The organism is Chitinophaga sp. OAE865 (assembly GCF_040546735.1).
GTDB lineage: Bacteria > Bacteroidota > Bacteroidia > Chitinophagales > Chitinophagaceae > Chitinophaga > Chitinophaga polysaccharea_A.
In genome coordinates this window covers 4,807,153-4,821,862 of record NZ_JBEPOF010000001.1, presented here as the reverse complement: position 1 = coordinate 4,821,862, position 14,710 = coordinate 4,807,153, and the positions used below count along the sequence as shown (strand labels likewise).

At 46.6% G+C, this 14,710-nt stretch carries 16 protein-coding genes; 8 read left to right on the top strand and 8 right to left on the bottom strand.

Annotation, left to right across the window (positions count from 1 at the left end):
* Positions 1-798: an alpha/beta fold hydrolase gene (locus ABIE50_RS19560; protein ID WP_354028082.1), complete on the bottom strand. Its 798-nt coding sequence runs from the start codon at positions 796-798 to the stop codon at positions 1-3.
* A gap of 260 nt (positions 799-1,058) precedes the next feature.
* Here ABIE50_RS19560 and ABIE50_RS19555 point away from each other — a divergent pair, with 260 nt between their 5' ends.
* Positions 1,059-2,363 carry a DUF3108 domain-containing protein gene (locus ABIE50_RS19555; protein WP_209857911.1) on the top strand — a complete coding sequence of 435 codons (1,305 nt, stop codon included), beginning with the start codon at positions 1,059-1,061 and terminating at the stop codon, positions 2,361-2,363.
* 49 nt (positions 2,364-2,412) lie between these two features.
* Here ABIE50_RS19555 and ABIE50_RS19550 read toward each other — a convergent pair whose 3' ends face one another.
* Positions 2,413-3,390 (bottom strand): hypothetical protein, encoded by a 978-nt coding sequence (locus ABIE50_RS19550; RefSeq protein ID WP_209857910.1) that lies wholly within the window; start codon positions 3,388-3,390, stop codon positions 2,413-2,415.
* Between the two features lie 408 nt (positions 3,391-3,798).
* Between ABIE50_RS19550 and ABIE50_RS19545 the strand changes: the two genes are divergently transcribed.
* From ABIE50_RS19545 to ABIE50_RS19535, 3 genes are all read left to right on the top strand, one after another.
* Positions 3,799-4,392 carry a Crp/Fnr family transcriptional regulator gene (locus ABIE50_RS19545; RefSeq protein ID WP_209857909.1) on the top strand — a complete coding sequence of 198 codons (594 nt, stop codon included), beginning with the start codon at positions 3,799-3,801 and terminating at the stop codon, positions 4,390-4,392.
* 70 nt (positions 4,393-4,462) lie between these two features.
* Entirely contained in the window at positions 4,463-5,188 is a 726-nt protein-coding gene (locus ABIE50_RS19540) for a DUF8737 domain-containing protein (protein ID WP_209857908.1), read from the top strand.
* 21 nt (positions 5,189-5,209) lie between these two features.
* On the top strand, positions 5,210-5,848 hold the full coding sequence (locus ABIE50_RS19535) for a class I SAM-dependent methyltransferase (RefSeq protein ID WP_209857907.1): 639 nt from the start codon (positions 5,210-5,212) through the stop codon (positions 5,846-5,848).
* Positions 5,849-5,889: 41 nt separating this feature from the next.
* Here ABIE50_RS19535 and ABIE50_RS19530 read toward each other — a convergent pair whose 3' ends face one another.
* From ABIE50_RS19530 to ABIE50_RS19505, 6 genes are all read right to left on the bottom strand, one after another.
* A complete protein-coding gene (locus tag ABIE50_RS19530) occupies positions 5,890-6,291 on the bottom strand; it encodes a (R)-mandelonitrile lyase (protein WP_209857906.1) in 402 nt (133 codons plus the stop codon).
* A gap of 3 nt (positions 6,292-6,294) precedes the next feature.
* A complete protein-coding gene (locus tag ABIE50_RS19525) occupies positions 6,295-7,353 on the bottom strand; it encodes an NAD(P)-dependent alcohol dehydrogenase (protein ID WP_209857905.1) in 1,059 nt (352 codons plus the stop codon).
* Between the two features lie 153 nt (positions 7,354-7,506).
* On the bottom strand, positions 7,507-8,385 hold the full coding sequence (locus tag ABIE50_RS19520) for a helix-turn-helix domain-containing protein (RefSeq protein WP_142687206.1): 879 nt from the start codon (positions 8,383-8,385) through the stop codon (positions 7,507-7,509).
* Positions 8,386-8,422: 37 nt separating this feature from the next.
* Positions 8,423-9,337, bottom strand: a complete 915-nt coding sequence (locus ABIE50_RS19515; RefSeq protein ID WP_209857904.1) for a helix-turn-helix domain-containing protein — start codon at positions 9,335-9,337, stop codon at positions 8,423-8,425.
* Between the two features lie 17 nt (positions 9,338-9,354).
* Positions 9,355-10,149, bottom strand: a complete 795-nt coding sequence (locus tag ABIE50_RS19510; protein WP_209857903.1) for an SDR family oxidoreductase — start codon at positions 10,147-10,149, stop codon at positions 9,355-9,357.
* A gap of 138 nt (positions 10,150-10,287) precedes the next feature.
* On the bottom strand, positions 10,288-12,153 hold the full coding sequence (locus ABIE50_RS19505) for a tetratricopeptide repeat protein (protein ID WP_209857902.1): 1,866 nt from the start codon (positions 12,151-12,153) through the stop codon (positions 10,288-10,290).
* 229 nt (positions 12,154-12,382) lie between these two features.
* On the opposite strand from ABIE50_RS19505, the gene ABIE50_RS19500 reads away from it, so the two are divergent.
* From ABIE50_RS19500 to ABIE50_RS19485, 4 genes are all read left to right on the top strand, one after another.
* Entirely contained in the window at positions 12,383-12,706 is a 324-nt protein-coding gene (locus ABIE50_RS19500) for a DUF4870 domain-containing protein (protein ID WP_142687202.1), read from the top strand.
* A 160-nt stretch (positions 12,707-12,866) separates the two neighbouring features.
* A complete protein-coding gene (locus ABIE50_RS19495) occupies positions 12,867-13,232 on the top strand; it encodes a hypothetical protein (RefSeq protein ID WP_209857901.1) in 366 nt (121 codons plus the stop codon).
* A 10-nt stretch (positions 13,233-13,242) separates the two neighbouring features.
* Positions 13,243-13,743: a hypothetical protein gene (locus ABIE50_RS19490; RefSeq protein WP_209857900.1), complete on the top strand. Its 501-nt coding sequence runs from the start codon at positions 13,243-13,245 to the stop codon at positions 13,741-13,743.
* 10 nt (positions 13,744-13,753) lie between these two features.
* Positions 13,754-14,710, top strand: coding sequence for an SPFH domain-containing protein (locus tag ABIE50_RS19485; protein ID WP_209857899.1), 957 nt, complete (start codon positions 13,754-13,756; stop codon positions 14,708-14,710).

The following is a 14,710-nucleotide window of genomic DNA, read 5'->3' as shown; positions in this document are numbered from 1 at the left end:
TTATTTCCCCGTGTGTTCCAGGAATCTTTTAACGGCAGCGGCAAAGTGATCCGGCTGGTCTATATGAAGACTATGACCTGCACCCGGGATCTGTTCCACCTGTAAGCGGGGATTAAGGTGTTGCAGCTCCTCCGCAACTGTGGGCGTAACCACGCCTTTATCACCAAACAGGAGGAGGGCGGGAATATCAATCCCGCTCATCAACTGCCTGTAATCAGGATTGGGTGGCGTGAGCACATCAAAAGCGCTCATACTGGTTTGCAGCCTGGCACGGGCAAATAGCTCAAGGGTTTCCTGCCGGCGGTGAGGGTGCCGTGCCCTTGCTGCAGCCACTACTTCTTCCAGCGACAAACCAAGCATTTTCCGGTGCTGGTCCGCAACATCACTGTCGCGCACTTCCCGCTGCACTTTGGGGCTAAGGAATGTGGGATCAGCCAGGATCAGCCCCCGGAGGAGGTTGGGCTTACGGCTTGCCACCACGGCGGCAGTCATTCCTCCCATTGAATGCCCCAGCAGGAAAGGAGGCGGAAGCTCCAGGGCATTGATCAAACCGGCTATATCATTGGCGTGGTCCTCGTACCGGTATCCATAATCAGGCACACCGGATCTGCCATGTCCCCTGGCATCGGGCATGATTACATCGTATTCATTCTCCAGGGCATGCGCCAGATCTGTCCAGCACAGGCCGTTGGTCATTAGTCCATGCAGTAAAATTAAAGGAGGCTTGTTTCCCCCGGTTCTTGTATAGTGTATGCTGATATTATTTGCTTCGCAGATTGCGGTATTCCAATTGGTCATTTGTTATTTTCTCAGGTTGTAAAACTCATGGTAAAGGTAACCAGTTACGTGGATTTCTTTTGTAAATGAGACGAGATAACGGGAAGGTATAAACGCAGCGGGCATTCCTGTGAACGGAACGCGCCCGGCATGCATCTTTATCAGGGCTGTTTTACAATCACATCTACCTGGAAACAGGTATATTTGCTTCCCTGTATCCGAGTATACGCGGGATTTGCGGAATAACCTACTTTTGTATTGTTTGATAAACTATTAGAATCATGTTTTCTCAATTTCCTAAATTGATCCTGATCCCTTCTGCTTTGCTTCTCTTCACTGTTATTGGCGGCAGGAGCCAGGCCCAGGAAAAATTTGACAGCAAGCTGCTGAAGAATGGTAAATTTACGCTTGGCTGTTACAGTGTAAACGGAAGCGACGAAACGGCAATCGGCACCTTTACCATTGGCATCAACACCACCAGTGATAAACTGGCATTAACTACCGTGACGGCACTTACAGGGCTGGAAGAGTGGAAAGATACCTCCATATCCAATCTCAATGATTTTAAGCCCGTTTACCGTGCCTCGCACAGTACGTTGAAAGATATGGTACTGCACTTTGACAACAATGTTACCGGTTATTATGTAGATAAGAAAACGGGGGAGAAGACCCAGATCAGGGAAGCGGGCAACCAGTACTTTATAGACAGCTATACCTATCCGTTCATCCTGTCGCTGCTGCCGCTGTCGTCCGGCTACAGCACTGATCTGCCTGTGTATGAATACAAGCCCACCAATACAGCGAACGTGAAAAAAGCCGTAGTGGAGGAAGTAAAGAACAGCACCTGGATCAGTAAATATACCGGTAAGCATGATGTATGGGAAGTGACGGTGGTAGAACCATCTACGGATGAAAGATCTGTTTCCTACATCGATAAGAAGACCCGCCGGCTATGGCAGATAGATATGTGGAGCAACGGGCAGCAGATCAGGATGGTGGATCTGGAAACAGATTTTAACTCCGTCAAGGCGCCGTTCGATAAAGATGCCACTATGAAAATGGTGAAAGGTGGTAAGTCCATCATTTCCGGGCAGGTGTTTGCCCGCGATTTCAATGATAATGGTACCATCTTTGCCAAAATGCAGGTGATGAATATCCAGGCAAAACAGGTAGCGCCCCGCGGTACACAGGTGATCCTCATCCCTTACAACGACTACTTTAAGGAATGGATCAAGACCAACGAATCCCAGCGTAAAAAAGGCCGGGAAGGTATTGCCTTGCTCGATGAAGCCGCCCAGTGTATCAAAACAACCAGGGTGTATGATGATGCAGGGCATTTCGAATTTGTAAACCTCATGCCCGGCGAGTACCTGTTGTATACCGAGTTTAGTTATGACCATTCCTACACCCAGGCAGAAGTGGTAGGGTATACCGATCACTACATCAACGGCATGTTCCAGGGAACCAGTACCAATACGGTTAACAGGGATTACAGCACAGGCATGGGCGCAGTAGTGAAAAAGGTGGTAACAGTAAGTAAACCAGGTGAGAAGGTGGAGGTAAAACTCAAGAAAACACGTGCGTGATTATATAATTTAAATGAAGGCCGCATACATTCGTGTATGCGGCTTTTTTTTATGGTTTAACAGCCATCCCGTTTATTCCCCCCACTATATCTTTCAGAGTTACCGGTTTACCATTTTTCCAATAGGTGGCTTTACCATCAAGATAACCGGCCAGGTAAACATCATTCCCTGCAATGGCAATGGTTTTGACCCCGGCGCCAGCTGTTTCCCCGCCACTGGTAAGCCGCTCAGCAACGCCATTTTTCCAGTGAACAACAATATTGGCGCCTGCCTCGTTCCTGTCAATGCCCGCCACATGTACCTCGTTGCCTGATATGGCAATCGCGTTTGCCCTGCAGCCATCGTTAAGAATAACCGGTGCACCGTTTTTCCAATACATGGCTGTTTCTTTTCCCTCCGGATTCACTTCAAACCCCGCCACGTAAATATCATTTCCGGATATGGCAATAGCAGCGGCTTCTGCGCTTCTTTTGCCATTAGTCAGTGCCTGGGGCACCCCGTTCTTCCAACAGGTGGCCACATATTCCCCTTCTTCATTGGGCCGGTAACCGGCTATATAAACATCGTTTCCGCTGATGGAAATAGCGGATAATTTTGTGTCTTCCCCAAAAGAGGCGGCCTTTCCATTTTTCCAGTGCATGGCCAGCTTTCCGTCATTTCCAATCACATGTACATCCTTGCCGGATACACTTATGCCTACTGCTTTTGCATAGGTTTCCCCGTTGGTGAGGGTTATTGCCTGCCCGTTTTTCCAATAGGTGGCAACGGGCTCCCCCGCAGCGTTGTTTTGATACCCTGCCACATACTCGTCATTACCGGATATAGCAATAGCCGATGCCCCCGCATAGGTTTTACCATCTGTAAGCCGGAGCATTTCGCCATTCCTGTAATAGGAGAGGCCCGTTTCTGTACCGGAATAGTCGTCGTACACAAAAAGCAACGAGGGCGCAGACTGGGCCCGGAGCATGGAGGTGGCAGCCAGTAATAGTAACAACGGGCCTGTGAATCGTTTAATTTTCCTGATCATTCTTTAGTTTTTTGTTGATATTGAGTTTGGGAGAATTGATTCGCCCCGGGTTATAAGGACACTCAAAGATACGCGGCCGGCGTGGGGCTTCAGATTTCCGGTTGACTACAGTGTTACTACAATTCGTGTTTGAGGCGACTACAAAACGTCTACTAAATGGGTTTTATGATAGAATGGCAGAAATACCCCCGGAGAATTTCGCGAATAGCCCGCTGTCTGACCGGCCTATGGAGTATTTTTGAATTGATTAAAAGAGAAACCCTTAGTTTATGAAGACAAAAAAATCCGGCCCCATTTCGTGTACGGGATCCGGAGAAAGGGATATAATGGTTTTGTATTTGCTGATCCTGATGGTCACAGTTCAATGTATTTCAGATAGTGCCGGTGCCGGCCATATAAAAGCAAACAATGAATAAAGAAAGTTTAGTGCAGTTTATTCAGCAGGTATTGCCAATGAGCCAGGCTAAAGCAGGGCAGGTGGTGGAAAAGTTCAAACCGATGCAGTTTGAAAGAAACGGTCATGTGCTGGAAGCGGGTAAAGTTTGCCATACATCTCATTTCATTGAGAAAGGCATTATCAGGTCCTATACGTACGATGTTGATGGCAACGAGGTAACCACTGCATTTTACCCGGAAAACACTTTTACCAACGACCTGCTTTCCTTCTTCAAGAGAAGCCCTGCAAAAGAATATCTCCAGGCGGTTACCGGGTGTGAAACCTGGTATATTACCTATGAAGATATGCAGGCCAGTTTCCACACCATTCCTGAGTTCCGTGAGTTTGGCCGGCTGAACATAGTGAACCAGTACAGCACGCTGAAAGAAAGGATGTTGTCGATGTTGCAGGAAACAGCAGAACAGCGGTACAGCAACCTGATAAATTCAAGCCCGGGCATCTTTCAGCATGTACCTCTAAAATACATCGCTTCCTACCTGGGGATCACTGATACTTCGCTGAGCAGGATAAGAAAGGAGTTTGCCAGAAAAGCGGCCAGCTGCTGATTTCTTGCCATTTGCCAAGCCCTGGCTGGCACATTTAATTTTCCTTTGTCTTATTAAAACTACAGATCAAATGGGAAATCACGTATCAGGGATGCCTCTTTGGGCTATCGTATTATTTATTGTATGCTTTCTTTATTCCATCTTCTTTATTACCAAACCTGTAAAACAGGCAGCGCTCCGTGCCGGCATCTCCCCGGGGAAGTCACGGAATATCCAGGTTGGTATTTTTTGCTTTTACATTGTTTATCTCGTTTATGTTTCCGTGTTTTCCCTGAAAGGGGTATTTGAGGTAAATTCCATACCGCCAAAAGTAATGATCTGGGCTGGTATGCCGCTGCTTCTCATCCTGTTTGGATTTATCGGGAACACGAAATTATTTAAAACACTGTTACGCTCGGCCACGTTGGAATCATTAGTCGCTGTACATATATTCCGGGTTGTTGGTGTATTTTTCATCCTTCTTTATTTTTATCATCTTCTTCCTGCCCGATTTGCTTTTGCGGCCGGCCTGGGAGATATTATTACCGCTATCCTGGCGCTGCCGGTGGCAAAGATGGTTGCAAGGAAAAGCCCGGGGCATATGACCGCTGTGTATGCCTGGAACATCCTGGGCATTGCAGATATTATAGACCTGCTGACGATTGCAGTGATTACCGGCGCTAATGGCAACCTGAGAGAGATGACGGTATTCCCGTTTGTTTGGTTTCCCGCTTTTGCTCCTGCAACTATCTTATTTTTGCATACAGCGGTGTTCAGGAAATTATATCAATTGAAGAAAGCGGGAAATATTGATTAACGTTGGAAAACCACGAATGAAATGAATTCACAGGAAAAAGTACTGAGCTGTTATAACCTGGTAGCCGGCGATTATGCCGCTGACCGTTGGGATGAACTGTCCAAAAAACATTTTGACCGGTTGTTATTGAAGGAGTTTGCTTTTGTTAATAAAGATAAGGGGCTATGCGCCGACTTTGGCTGCGGACCAGGGCAAACCACCAGGTTCCTTTACGACCATGGCGTAAAAAACATCATTGGCGTTGACCTGTCGCCGGCAATGATTGAAGCCGCCGGGAAACTTTCCCCCCAGATCAAATTTGAGACCGGTGATTTGCTCCGTATCAGTTATCCATCCGGGCATCTTGGGAGTGCAGTGGCTTTTTATGCCATAGTGCATTTTACGAATGAGCAGGTCAGGAAATGTTTTGAGGAGATAAACAGGGTATTGAAAACAGGGGGAGGTTTTTTATTTTCCTTTCACGCGGGCGATGAGATCGTTCATTTTGATAAGGCCCATGATAAAGAAGTGGATGTAGACCTGTTCTTCTTTAAAACAGAAGACATCATTGCGTTACTTGAAGAAAGCGGCTTTAACATTATTGACGCCATAGAGAGACGTCCGTATGAAGAGGTGGAATATCAAAGCAGGCGGGCTTATATCTGGGCGGAGAAGAAATGAAGGGAACGGTGAAGCTAAGCTTCACCGTTTTTTATATATATCTACCTGTTAAAGCTGTACTGTTCTTCTGTTACCTGTTCCAGCCAGTCCACCACTTTGCCATCCAGGCTTTCCTGTATGGCAATATGGCTCATGCCCACGGTGGCGGAGGCGCCATGCCAGTGTTTCTCGTCAGCTTCAAACCATACTATATCACCCGGGTGTACTTCTTCTACCGGGCCGCCTTCACGTTGTACCCAGCCAAGGCCCGATGTAATAATGATAGTTTGGCCAAGCGGATGGGTATGCCAGGCTGTTCTTGCTCCCGGTTCAAAAGTGACCGTTGCTGCTGCAGCGCGACGTGTATTATTGGGGTCGAACAGAGGATCGATGCGCACTGCGCCGCTGAACCAGTCGGCCGGTCCTTTAACAGATGCTTTGGTACCTGTTCTTGTTATTTCCATTGCTCAGGAATTTTTTAAAGAATTCATGTCTATCACAAAGCGGTATTTTACATCGCCTTTCAGCAAACGTTCATAGGCTTCATTAATCTGCTGGATATTGATCATTTCAATATCGGCAGTGATGTTATGTTGCCCGCAGAAATCCAGCATTTCCTGGGTTTCTGCAATGCCGCCGATCATTGATCCCGCAAGGCTTTTACGTCCTACGATCACGCTGAATGCGGCTACCGGCAGCGGATGCTCGGGCGCGCCTACCAGGGCCAGGGACCCGTCTACCCGGAGCAGGTTCAGATAAGCGTTGATATCATGTTCTGCAGATACGGCGTCGAGGATAAAATGCAGTTTGCCGCGGTAGGCGGCCATCTGTTTTTCATCTTTAGACAGTACCACTTCGTCTGCGCCCAAACGTTTGGCTTCAGCAAATTTTGATGTGGAAGTGGTAAAGGCCACTACATGAGCGCCCATTGCCTTGGCTATTTTGATACCCATGTGGCCCAGACCGCCGATACCTACGATACCTACCTTTTTACCCGGGCCCACGTTCCAGTGCCGCAGGGGAGAGTAGGTGGTGATACCCGCACAGAGCAAAGGAGCAGCTGCTGCCGGATCAAGATTTTCAGGGATGTGCAATATAAAGTTCTCATCCACCACAACCCTTTCTGAGTAACCGCCATAGGTTGGTGTGTTCAGGTGTTTATCCGGCGAATTATAGGTTTGTGTAGCACCGGGCTCGCAGAACTGTTCCAGCCCTTCCTTGCAATACTGGCATTCGCGGCAGGAGTCTACCAGGCATCCTACACCCACTACATCTCCAACCTTGAATTTGGTAACATGATCGCCTGTGCTTACAACCCTGCCTACGATTTCATGACCGGGTACACAAGGGTACACGGTGAAATGCCATTCATTACGTGCAGTATGCAGATCGGAATGACAAACCCCGCAATACAGGATGTCAATTTCCACATCGTGCGGAGTTGTTTTTCTCCGTTTGATATTGAGCGTATTCAAAGGGGCATCGGCAGCAGTTGTGCCATAAGCTTTTACTTGTGTTGTACTCATATTTTTTTGTTGAAGGTGTTTATCAAAAATAGCTTCCTCCGGGAACCCAGGATATCCATGGGCACAAGTTTCCCGGGAATATTTTTCACAAGGCAAAGGTAGGGTGGTCTTATCTCCTCCCGGTTATGATTATCAAACGAATGATTAAGAATTTCAAACTTCCAGTGTGCGTAAGGAGGTGGGATTGGTGCCGGTGATCCGTTTAAAGTAATTATTAAAATAGCTGGGATATTCAAACCCAAGCGCATAGGCAATATCGGCTACATTCCAGTCGGTATGCTGTAACAGGGCTTTTGCCTCGCTGATGATACGCTCGGAAATATGCGTGGTGGTTGATTTGCCGGTTACTGTTTTCACCATGCGGTTGAGGTAATTAACATGCAGGGCCAGGTTTTGCGCATAGTCCTGTGCCGTTTTCAATTGCAGGGGTTTATCAGGGTTTTCGATCGGGAACTGTCTTTCCAGCAATTCAAGGAAAACGGCCGTGATCCTGTTGGCAGCGTTCTTATGCTGGTCAAAGTTCCCGGAGGGCTGTAATTTCATGGCCTCGTGCAGGATCAGGTTAATATAATTGCGGATCAGGTTGTCCTTAAAGGTATAACCGCTTTGCTGTTCCTCGATCATTTTCTCGAAAATGGTGTTCAGGAAGATCCTCTGCTCATCGGTGATGGTTAATATGGGCGTTCCTCCGATTTTGAAGAAAGGGGATTGCTGCAGGATCTCCGTGCGTTCAGAGGCGTTCAGGAATTCCTCCGAAAAAAGACAGGTGTAGCCTGCATAAGTAGTGGAAATAGTTTCCCAGGAATAGGGAATATGAGGATTCCCGAAAAACAGGACCGTACCTTCCGCCTGGAAGCTCCTGTCGGCGTAATGGATAATGCTCTTACCCGTGGTCAGGCAGATCTTATAAAAGTCCTTCCGGCTGTAAAAACGTGTAACGTTGCTGTCTTCTTCGATCTGGAAGGCATTAAAGCCTTTCAGCCGGAGCTCGTTATTGAATGCTGATACGGAACGTGCCTGGCTTTTTTTCATCTTACAAAGTTAAGAAAATCAAACAAAGAGAATCATATCAGTTAAACGACTGCCGGAATTCCAGCGGGGATAGACGGGTTTTAATTTTAAATAATTTACTGAAAGACTGGGGGTGCTCAAAGCCCAGTTCATATGCAATTTCACTGACGGTTAAACCGGTGGTCGACAGCTTTTCCTTGGCTTTCTCTATCAGTTTTTCATGGATATGTTGCTGTGCGTTCTGCCCTGTTAATGAGCGTAGCATATCGCTCAGGTAGCGGGGAGAAAGATGCAGTTGTGTGGCCAGGTACTCAACGGTAGGCAAGCCTTTGTTCAGGGCATGTGCCGTTTCAAAATACCCGTTTAACAGCTCCTCCATTTTTGACAGGAGATCATTATTTACCGCTTTTCTGGTAAGGAACTGCCGTTTATAGAAGCGGTTACTGAAGTTGAGCAATACTTCAATATAAGATATTATTACATCCTGGCTGAAATCATCTATGGGGTTGTTCAATTCCCTGTTGATATGGTCCAGCACTTCCATAATGGTTACTTTTTCCTTTTCAGAAAGATGCAGGGCTTCGTTAGCTTCATAAGAAAAGAAGCCATAGTTCTTTATGTTTTTCCCCAGCGGATAATTGCGGATAAAGTCGGGATGGATCAGCAGTGTAGCGCCATAAAATTCCTGGTCGCCGATAATGGAAATGACCTGATGAGGAGCGGTAAATACCAGTCCGCCCTCATCATAATCATAATATCCCTGTCCGTACCCGATCCTACCGGGCTGTAGTTTTTTGTATGATATTTTGTAAAAGCTGAGCAGGAATGTTTCAGGTAACTGATCTGTTCCTACGGTAATTTTTGTGTTATCGATCAGGCTTATCAACGGATGCTGCGGCCCTGGCAGCCCCAGCATGCGGTGTAAACCGGTGATAGAATCGATTTTAAAAGGAACGGAAGGATGTTTTTTCATTTTGCTGAGTTACGCTGTTACAAACCTAATACATTTTTGCCCATCTCCATTCTGAAGGCTTCATTGCCTATTTCTTCGCGTCTTGCATATAAAGATCGTGCATCCTGTCCGGCTACATAGCGTACCTGGTTTTTGCCGTCTGTAGCGGCTTCATACACAACGGCGGCTATTTGTTCTGCCGTTGAGAAATTATCAGTGTTGAAGAGCGCCCAGAGCTTTTTAGTGGCATCATCATAAGCGGGATGTGTTGGGGCATCGATGGAGCGGCCGCCAAAGTCGGTGATAATACCGCCCGGGGCCACGGTTTTAACCCCTACATTGAACAGTGCCATTTCAAAGGAGAGGCTTTCGCTCCAGCCTTCCAGGGCAAATTTGGTAGCGTGATATACGGAGCCCAGGGGAAAGGCAAACAGGCCGCCCATGGAAGTGGTGGTAATAAACAGGCCGCTTTTTCTCTCCCGGAAATAGGGAATGAATGCCCGGGTTACCCTGAGCACGCCCAGCAGGTTGGTATTTAACTGTTTTACCACCTGTTCGTCGCTGAAGGCTTCCATGGGGCCTACCAAGCCGTAGCCGGCATTGTTAAACACCACGTCTACCCCCAACTGTATGGCTTTTTGAACGGTACTGTTTACCTGTTCCGGGTTGGTGACATCCAGGGGTAACAGGGTTATATTTTCAAGGCCGGACAGCTCCGTTTCTTTTTCCGGTTGACGCATAGTGGCTATTACTGCCCATCCTTTCTGCTGGAATAACTTCGCTGTGGCTTTACCTAAACCGGTAGAAGCACCGGTAATAAAGATCGTTTTCATGTTGTTCATTTTTATAACACAAAAGTCGATCGCCGGTAGTTTTGCTATGTTGCCATATTGAAGATGTTTGTAGCCAAAATGACGGATGGGAGGGTACAATAAAAAGTTGGGGGTCCTGCAAAAGGTTTACGAGGTTGGTTAATTCCCCAGTCCCTGCAGGAATCCGTTGAGATCATCATCTTTATCCAGTCCCAGCTTCTGTTTGATCCGGTAACGGCTCATTCTCACACTTTTTGCTTCAATGTTCATCAGCTGGGCAATCTGGCGGGTGTCCATCTTAAGATAAAGGTAGGCGCAGAGTTTCAGATCCAGTAAGGTGAGCTTTCTTTGGGCTTTGTCGTTAACAAGGTTAAAAAAATCGGGATGTACCTGCTGGATTTGCAGCTTGGCATGTTCAAAATCGCTGTCGATCACCATCTGTTCTTTCAGGATCTTTTGCATATTGATGGCGTCGCCTTCCGTGAGCTTGTTCCGTATGCTTTGCAGGGTTTGATTTTTATGTTCCAGTTGCAGCACATTGGCCATTACTTCTTTTTTCAGCTGTTGCTGTTGAGTGGCCAGCAGCTGTTGTTCGGCCCGGAGCCTTGCATGTTCTTCCTTTTCCAGCCGCACCTGCATTTCCGACTCGTGTTTTTCCAGTTGTAGCTGTTTTTCCCGTTGTAATGAAAGGCGCAAGCTGAAGTGGTAGGAGCGGAACATGAATATCAGTCCGAGGAAAGAGGCTATGGCAATGCAGGCATACAGATAATTCTGCATGGTGCGGCTTTTTTCCTTTTCCTTCAGGATCTGCATTTCATTGTTTTTCTTCTCTGTTTCGTATTGTATTTCCAGCTTCTGGGTATTGAGCGCCTGTTGCTGGTTAAAGACCTTGTTGTTGTAGAGGGTTGCTTCTTTCTGGTATTCCAGGGCTTTACGGTAGTTTCCCCTTTGCTCGTAGAAGGCTGACAGCGACTGCACCACGTTGATCAGCGTGTAATAGTATGCGGGATCGGCTGCTTTTATCACTTCATATGCTTCCAGCAGGTAGCTTTCTGCCTGGGCCGTATTGCCTTCCCGTTTGGCAAATTCGCTTAGTATGCCCAGGCTGCTGGCAAATACATCTTCGCTGTTACCGGCATTTTTCAGCACAGACCGGGCAGCACCGGCATAATGGATAGCCTGGGCTTTTGCTCCCGGGTCGTTGGAGGGGAAATATTTCAGGTAGGTGTTGGCAATATTTATACAGGCAATGGCGTAGGTGTTATTGGCCACCCTGCCAGGGTACTGATGGTACAATGCCACCGGTTTGTTCAGGTAAAACATCACGCTGTCCAGTTCCTGTTTGTTCCTGGTGGCATTGTATTTATACTCATGCGCTACCGACAAGGCCGTATAACAATTGCTCAGGAGGTTGTAATCATGGGTCTTCAATGCATTCTCGGTGGCTGTCCTGGCATATACATCTACCTTTTCCTCGTTATTCCAGCCTGAATACACTACATAAAGCTGGTATAATATTTTAGCGGCGATGTAGGGATCGGGCTCCTTATCCAGTTGCCGGAGGCCCAGCTGGCAGTATTTCACCATATCGTCTGAATTATCCAGGGTTTTGTACAACAGTACTTTCGAATAACAGGCATAGGCCATGGCGACGGGGTCGGGCGTTGTTTGCGCTATGGTAAATACGGAATCCACTGCTTTTTTCAGATCAGCATACTGTTGCAGGTTAAATCTGATATTCGCCAGCATGGTATAAGCTTTGGTGGCTTCCCTGTAATCCCGGTATTTTAAGGATATGGTGGCGCTTTGCCTGGCTGCCGCCTCAGCAAGGGGATAGTTTTTACCCGCCCGGTATATCTCGGCCAACTGGTTAAGGAGGGCCGGTTTGCCCTTTTCGCTAAATGCAGGATCGGCTATTACAGATTGGAGGCTGTCGGCCGGCGAAATTTGTGCAGAAGCTTTCGAAAACCACCCGCACATACAAACAAGTATACAAACAAAGGGCAGATATGGTACTGATTTCATGCGGGCAAATTACTACAAATAGCTAAAAGTGAACCAGTAAAAGTTATTAAAGATGTAATTGTTGATATTTATAAAATGCTAATAATAAGATGATTGAAAATGTTGTAGTCATATTGTAGACGCTATTTTAAACCCGGGTAGTCATTTTGTAGGATAGACGGATGCCGGATTGACAACTGTTCCTTCCAAATTTGCAGAGGCAATAACGCCAGACGAAAACCTCGAATTCATGAACAGCAAAACGTTATCTATTTTATCTTATGTAACACTTATTGGCTGGCTTATCGCTTATTTCTCCGGAAAGGAGAAATCGGACAGCCTGCTCAGGTACCACCTGAAACAATCGCTGGGTCTTGCCATTGTAAGCATTGTGCTCAATATTGCTCTGAGCATTATAGCCCATATGGTACCGGCATTATCTTTCCTGGGCCTTGTAGGATATGTTATCCTCATTTTCTGGGTACTGGGCATCATAAACGCCGCCAACCAGGCAGAAAAACCAGTTCCGGTAATAGGCAAAGTGTTCGAAGATAAATTTGCCTTTATCAATTAACGCAGAGTTGACCGATTATATTTATATAACCATATTAGATTAGAATTACCGTATGCAGTCGCTTCAATATTTTACCCGGGAAGGGAATGTATATACAAAAAAAAATCAGACGGCTTTCTTTTGTTTGTTAGCCCTTCTTTTAGCCGGCCTGGTTGTATTTATGTTATATAATAACCCGGCCCGCGGAGCAAAGGTGGGTAGTCTGTTTATAGGAGTGCTGGGTATCGCTGTCTTACTGAGGGCCACCGCCAGACTCAGGATAGATGCAGATGCCCGTACCATTTCCGTACAGCCGGCCTTCTTTATGCCGGTAACGGTATTCCGGTTTGAAGACTTTCAGCATTTCCTCGTTTCAAAACAGACCTTATTTTTTACGGTGAATGCCACTGTTGCTTTGATCATTCATAAAAATGGCAGGGAAAGATCGGTGATGCTTCACCAGACCATGTTTTTAACAAAGCCCCTGCAGAAAATAACAGCGGAAACCGCCGCTATAATGGGGATAGAAGATTATCAGGGTTCTTAAAACTGCCGGGATGTTATACAACAGGAAAATGATTGACGGGAAGGTAAGCTTCCAGCCTAACAGGATATATAAAGTCAAGATTATTATTTGTTTAATTCTGGCGGTGGCAGCGTTTGTGACGCTACTGCTGTGGAAGCTGCCATCCGGGGTTTCCAGGCTGATAATATGCCTGGGGGCCATCTGTACTTTTTACGCGGTGTACGACTTCTTGTTTAAATTGAATCTTACATTTATTTTTAACCAGTTAACCAGGGAAGTGTACCAGCAGGTACCCGGTTTGTACTCAAGGAAACTCATGTCGTTTGAAGAGGTTTATTTTCTACAGGAAATTACCAATGGGGACCTTTGTTATACTATCTCCAATAAAAAAAACAGGTTTGGAAAAAACTATATCATCAGCGATTATTTCCCCGATACAAAAAAAGGACGGAAACGGCAGGAGCAGTTTGAAACAGAGATACTGGAAATTTTAGAAGACATGATAGTTACGGCAAAAGCGCCCAATATTTAAATCTTGCAGCATGGGATTACCTTTTATAGAAATCATTGAGTCCGTAACCCCGGACCCTAATGCCCTGATGTGGAAGTTTGCAGACGCAGATAAAGAAATTAAGAATGGCGCGGTGTTAACCGTCCGGGAAAGCCAGCATGCGCTTTTCCTGAACGAAGGGCAGCTGGCCGATGTGTTCCCGGCGGGCAAGCACACGCTGAGCACTGAAAATATCCCTATCCTTACCAGGCTTAGAGGCTGGAAATATGGTTTTGAAAGCCCCATTAAAGCAGATATTTATTTTTTCAACACCCATCAGTTTGTTAATCTCAAATGGGGCACCCCGGCCCCGGTGTTAATGAAGGATCCGGGCTTTGGACAGGTGCGTGTAAGGGCTTTCGGTACCTATAACATCCGTATAGCGGATGTATCGCGGTTCTTCAGGGAATACGCCGGCACCTTTCCACGACTGGATATCATAGAACTCGAATTACAGCTGCGCGATTTTATTGCGCCAAAATTCGCAGAAGTGCTGGCACTTGCAAATATTTCTGTAGTAGATGCGGCCGGAAATATTTCCGCATTAAACGAAAAGATCCAGCCGCTGATCCAGCCCTATTTCACTGATTTTGGCCTGGAAATTACCCGCTTTACCATTACCGGTATCACATTACCGGAAGATGTATTGAAACAATACGATAAGGTTACCGGTATGAACATGGTAACAGACATGAATAAATTTTCGCAGTACAGCATTGCGAATGCAATGGATAAAGAGCGTTCGGATATTGGCGAGGGTGCCCGGCAGGCGGTAACCATGGGCATGATCACGAATATGATGACCAACGGAACTATGCAACAACAACAGCCGGTTCCGGCTACAGATATTACAGAACGGCTTAAGCAGCTGAAGGCGCTATTCGAGGCACAGCTCATCACAGAGCAGGAGTATGCTGCCAAGAAAGAAGAACTGCTGAAATTAGTTTAA

Coding starts and splice junctions, on each gene's coding strand:
- ABIE50_RS19560 (WP_354028082.1), bottom strand. CDS start 798: ATGACCAATTGGAATACCGCAATCTGCGAAGCAAATAATATCAGCATA.
- ABIE50_RS19555 (WP_209857911.1), top strand. CDS start 1,059: ATGTTTTCTCAATTTCCTAAATTGATCCTGATCCCTTCTGCTTTGCTT.
- ABIE50_RS19550 (WP_209857910.1), bottom strand. CDS start 3,390: ATGATCAGGAAAATTAAACGATTCACAGGCCCGTTGTTACTATTACTG.
- ABIE50_RS19545 (WP_209857909.1), top strand. CDS start 3,799: ATGAATAAAGAAAGTTTAGTGCAGTTTATTCAGCAGGTATTGCCAATG.
- ABIE50_RS19540 (WP_209857908.1), top strand. CDS start 4,463: ATGGGAAATCACGTATCAGGGATGCCTCTTTGGGCTATCGTATTATTT.
- ABIE50_RS19535 (WP_209857907.1), top strand. CDS start 5,210: ATGAATTCACAGGAAAAAGTACTGAGCTGTTATAACCTGGTAGCCGGC.
- ABIE50_RS19530 (WP_209857906.1), bottom strand. CDS start 6,291: ATGGAAATAACAAGAACAGGTACCAAAGCATCTGTTAAAGGACCGGCC.
- ABIE50_RS19525 (WP_209857905.1), bottom strand. CDS start 7,353: ATGAGTACAACACAAGTAAAAGCTTATGGCACAACTGCTGCCGATGCC.
- ABIE50_RS19520 (WP_142687206.1), bottom strand. CDS start 8,385: ATGAAAAAAAGCCAGGCACGTTCCGTATCAGCATTCAATAACGAGCTC.
- ABIE50_RS19515 (WP_209857904.1), bottom strand. CDS start 9,337: ATGAAAAAACATCCTTCCGTTCCTTTTAAAATCGATTCTATCACCGGT.
- ABIE50_RS19510 (WP_209857903.1), bottom strand. CDS start 10,149: ATGAAAACGATCTTTATTACCGGTGCTTCTACCGGTTTAGGTAAAGCC.
- ABIE50_RS19505 (WP_209857902.1), bottom strand. CDS start 12,153: ATGAAATCAGTACCATATCTGCCCTTTGTTTGTATACTTGTTTGTATG.
- ABIE50_RS19500 (WP_142687202.1), top strand. CDS start 12,383: ATGAACAGCAAAACGTTATCTATTTTATCTTATGTAACACTTATTGGC.
- ABIE50_RS19495 (WP_209857901.1), top strand. CDS start 12,867: ATGTTATATAATAACCCGGCCCGCGGAGCAAAGGTGGGTAGTCTGTTT.
- ABIE50_RS19490 (WP_209857900.1), top strand. CDS start 13,243: ATGTTATACAACAGGAAAATGATTGACGGGAAGGTAAGCTTCCAGCCT.
- ABIE50_RS19485 (WP_209857899.1), top strand. CDS start 13,754: ATGGGATTACCTTTTATAGAAATCATTGAGTCCGTAACCCCGGACCCT.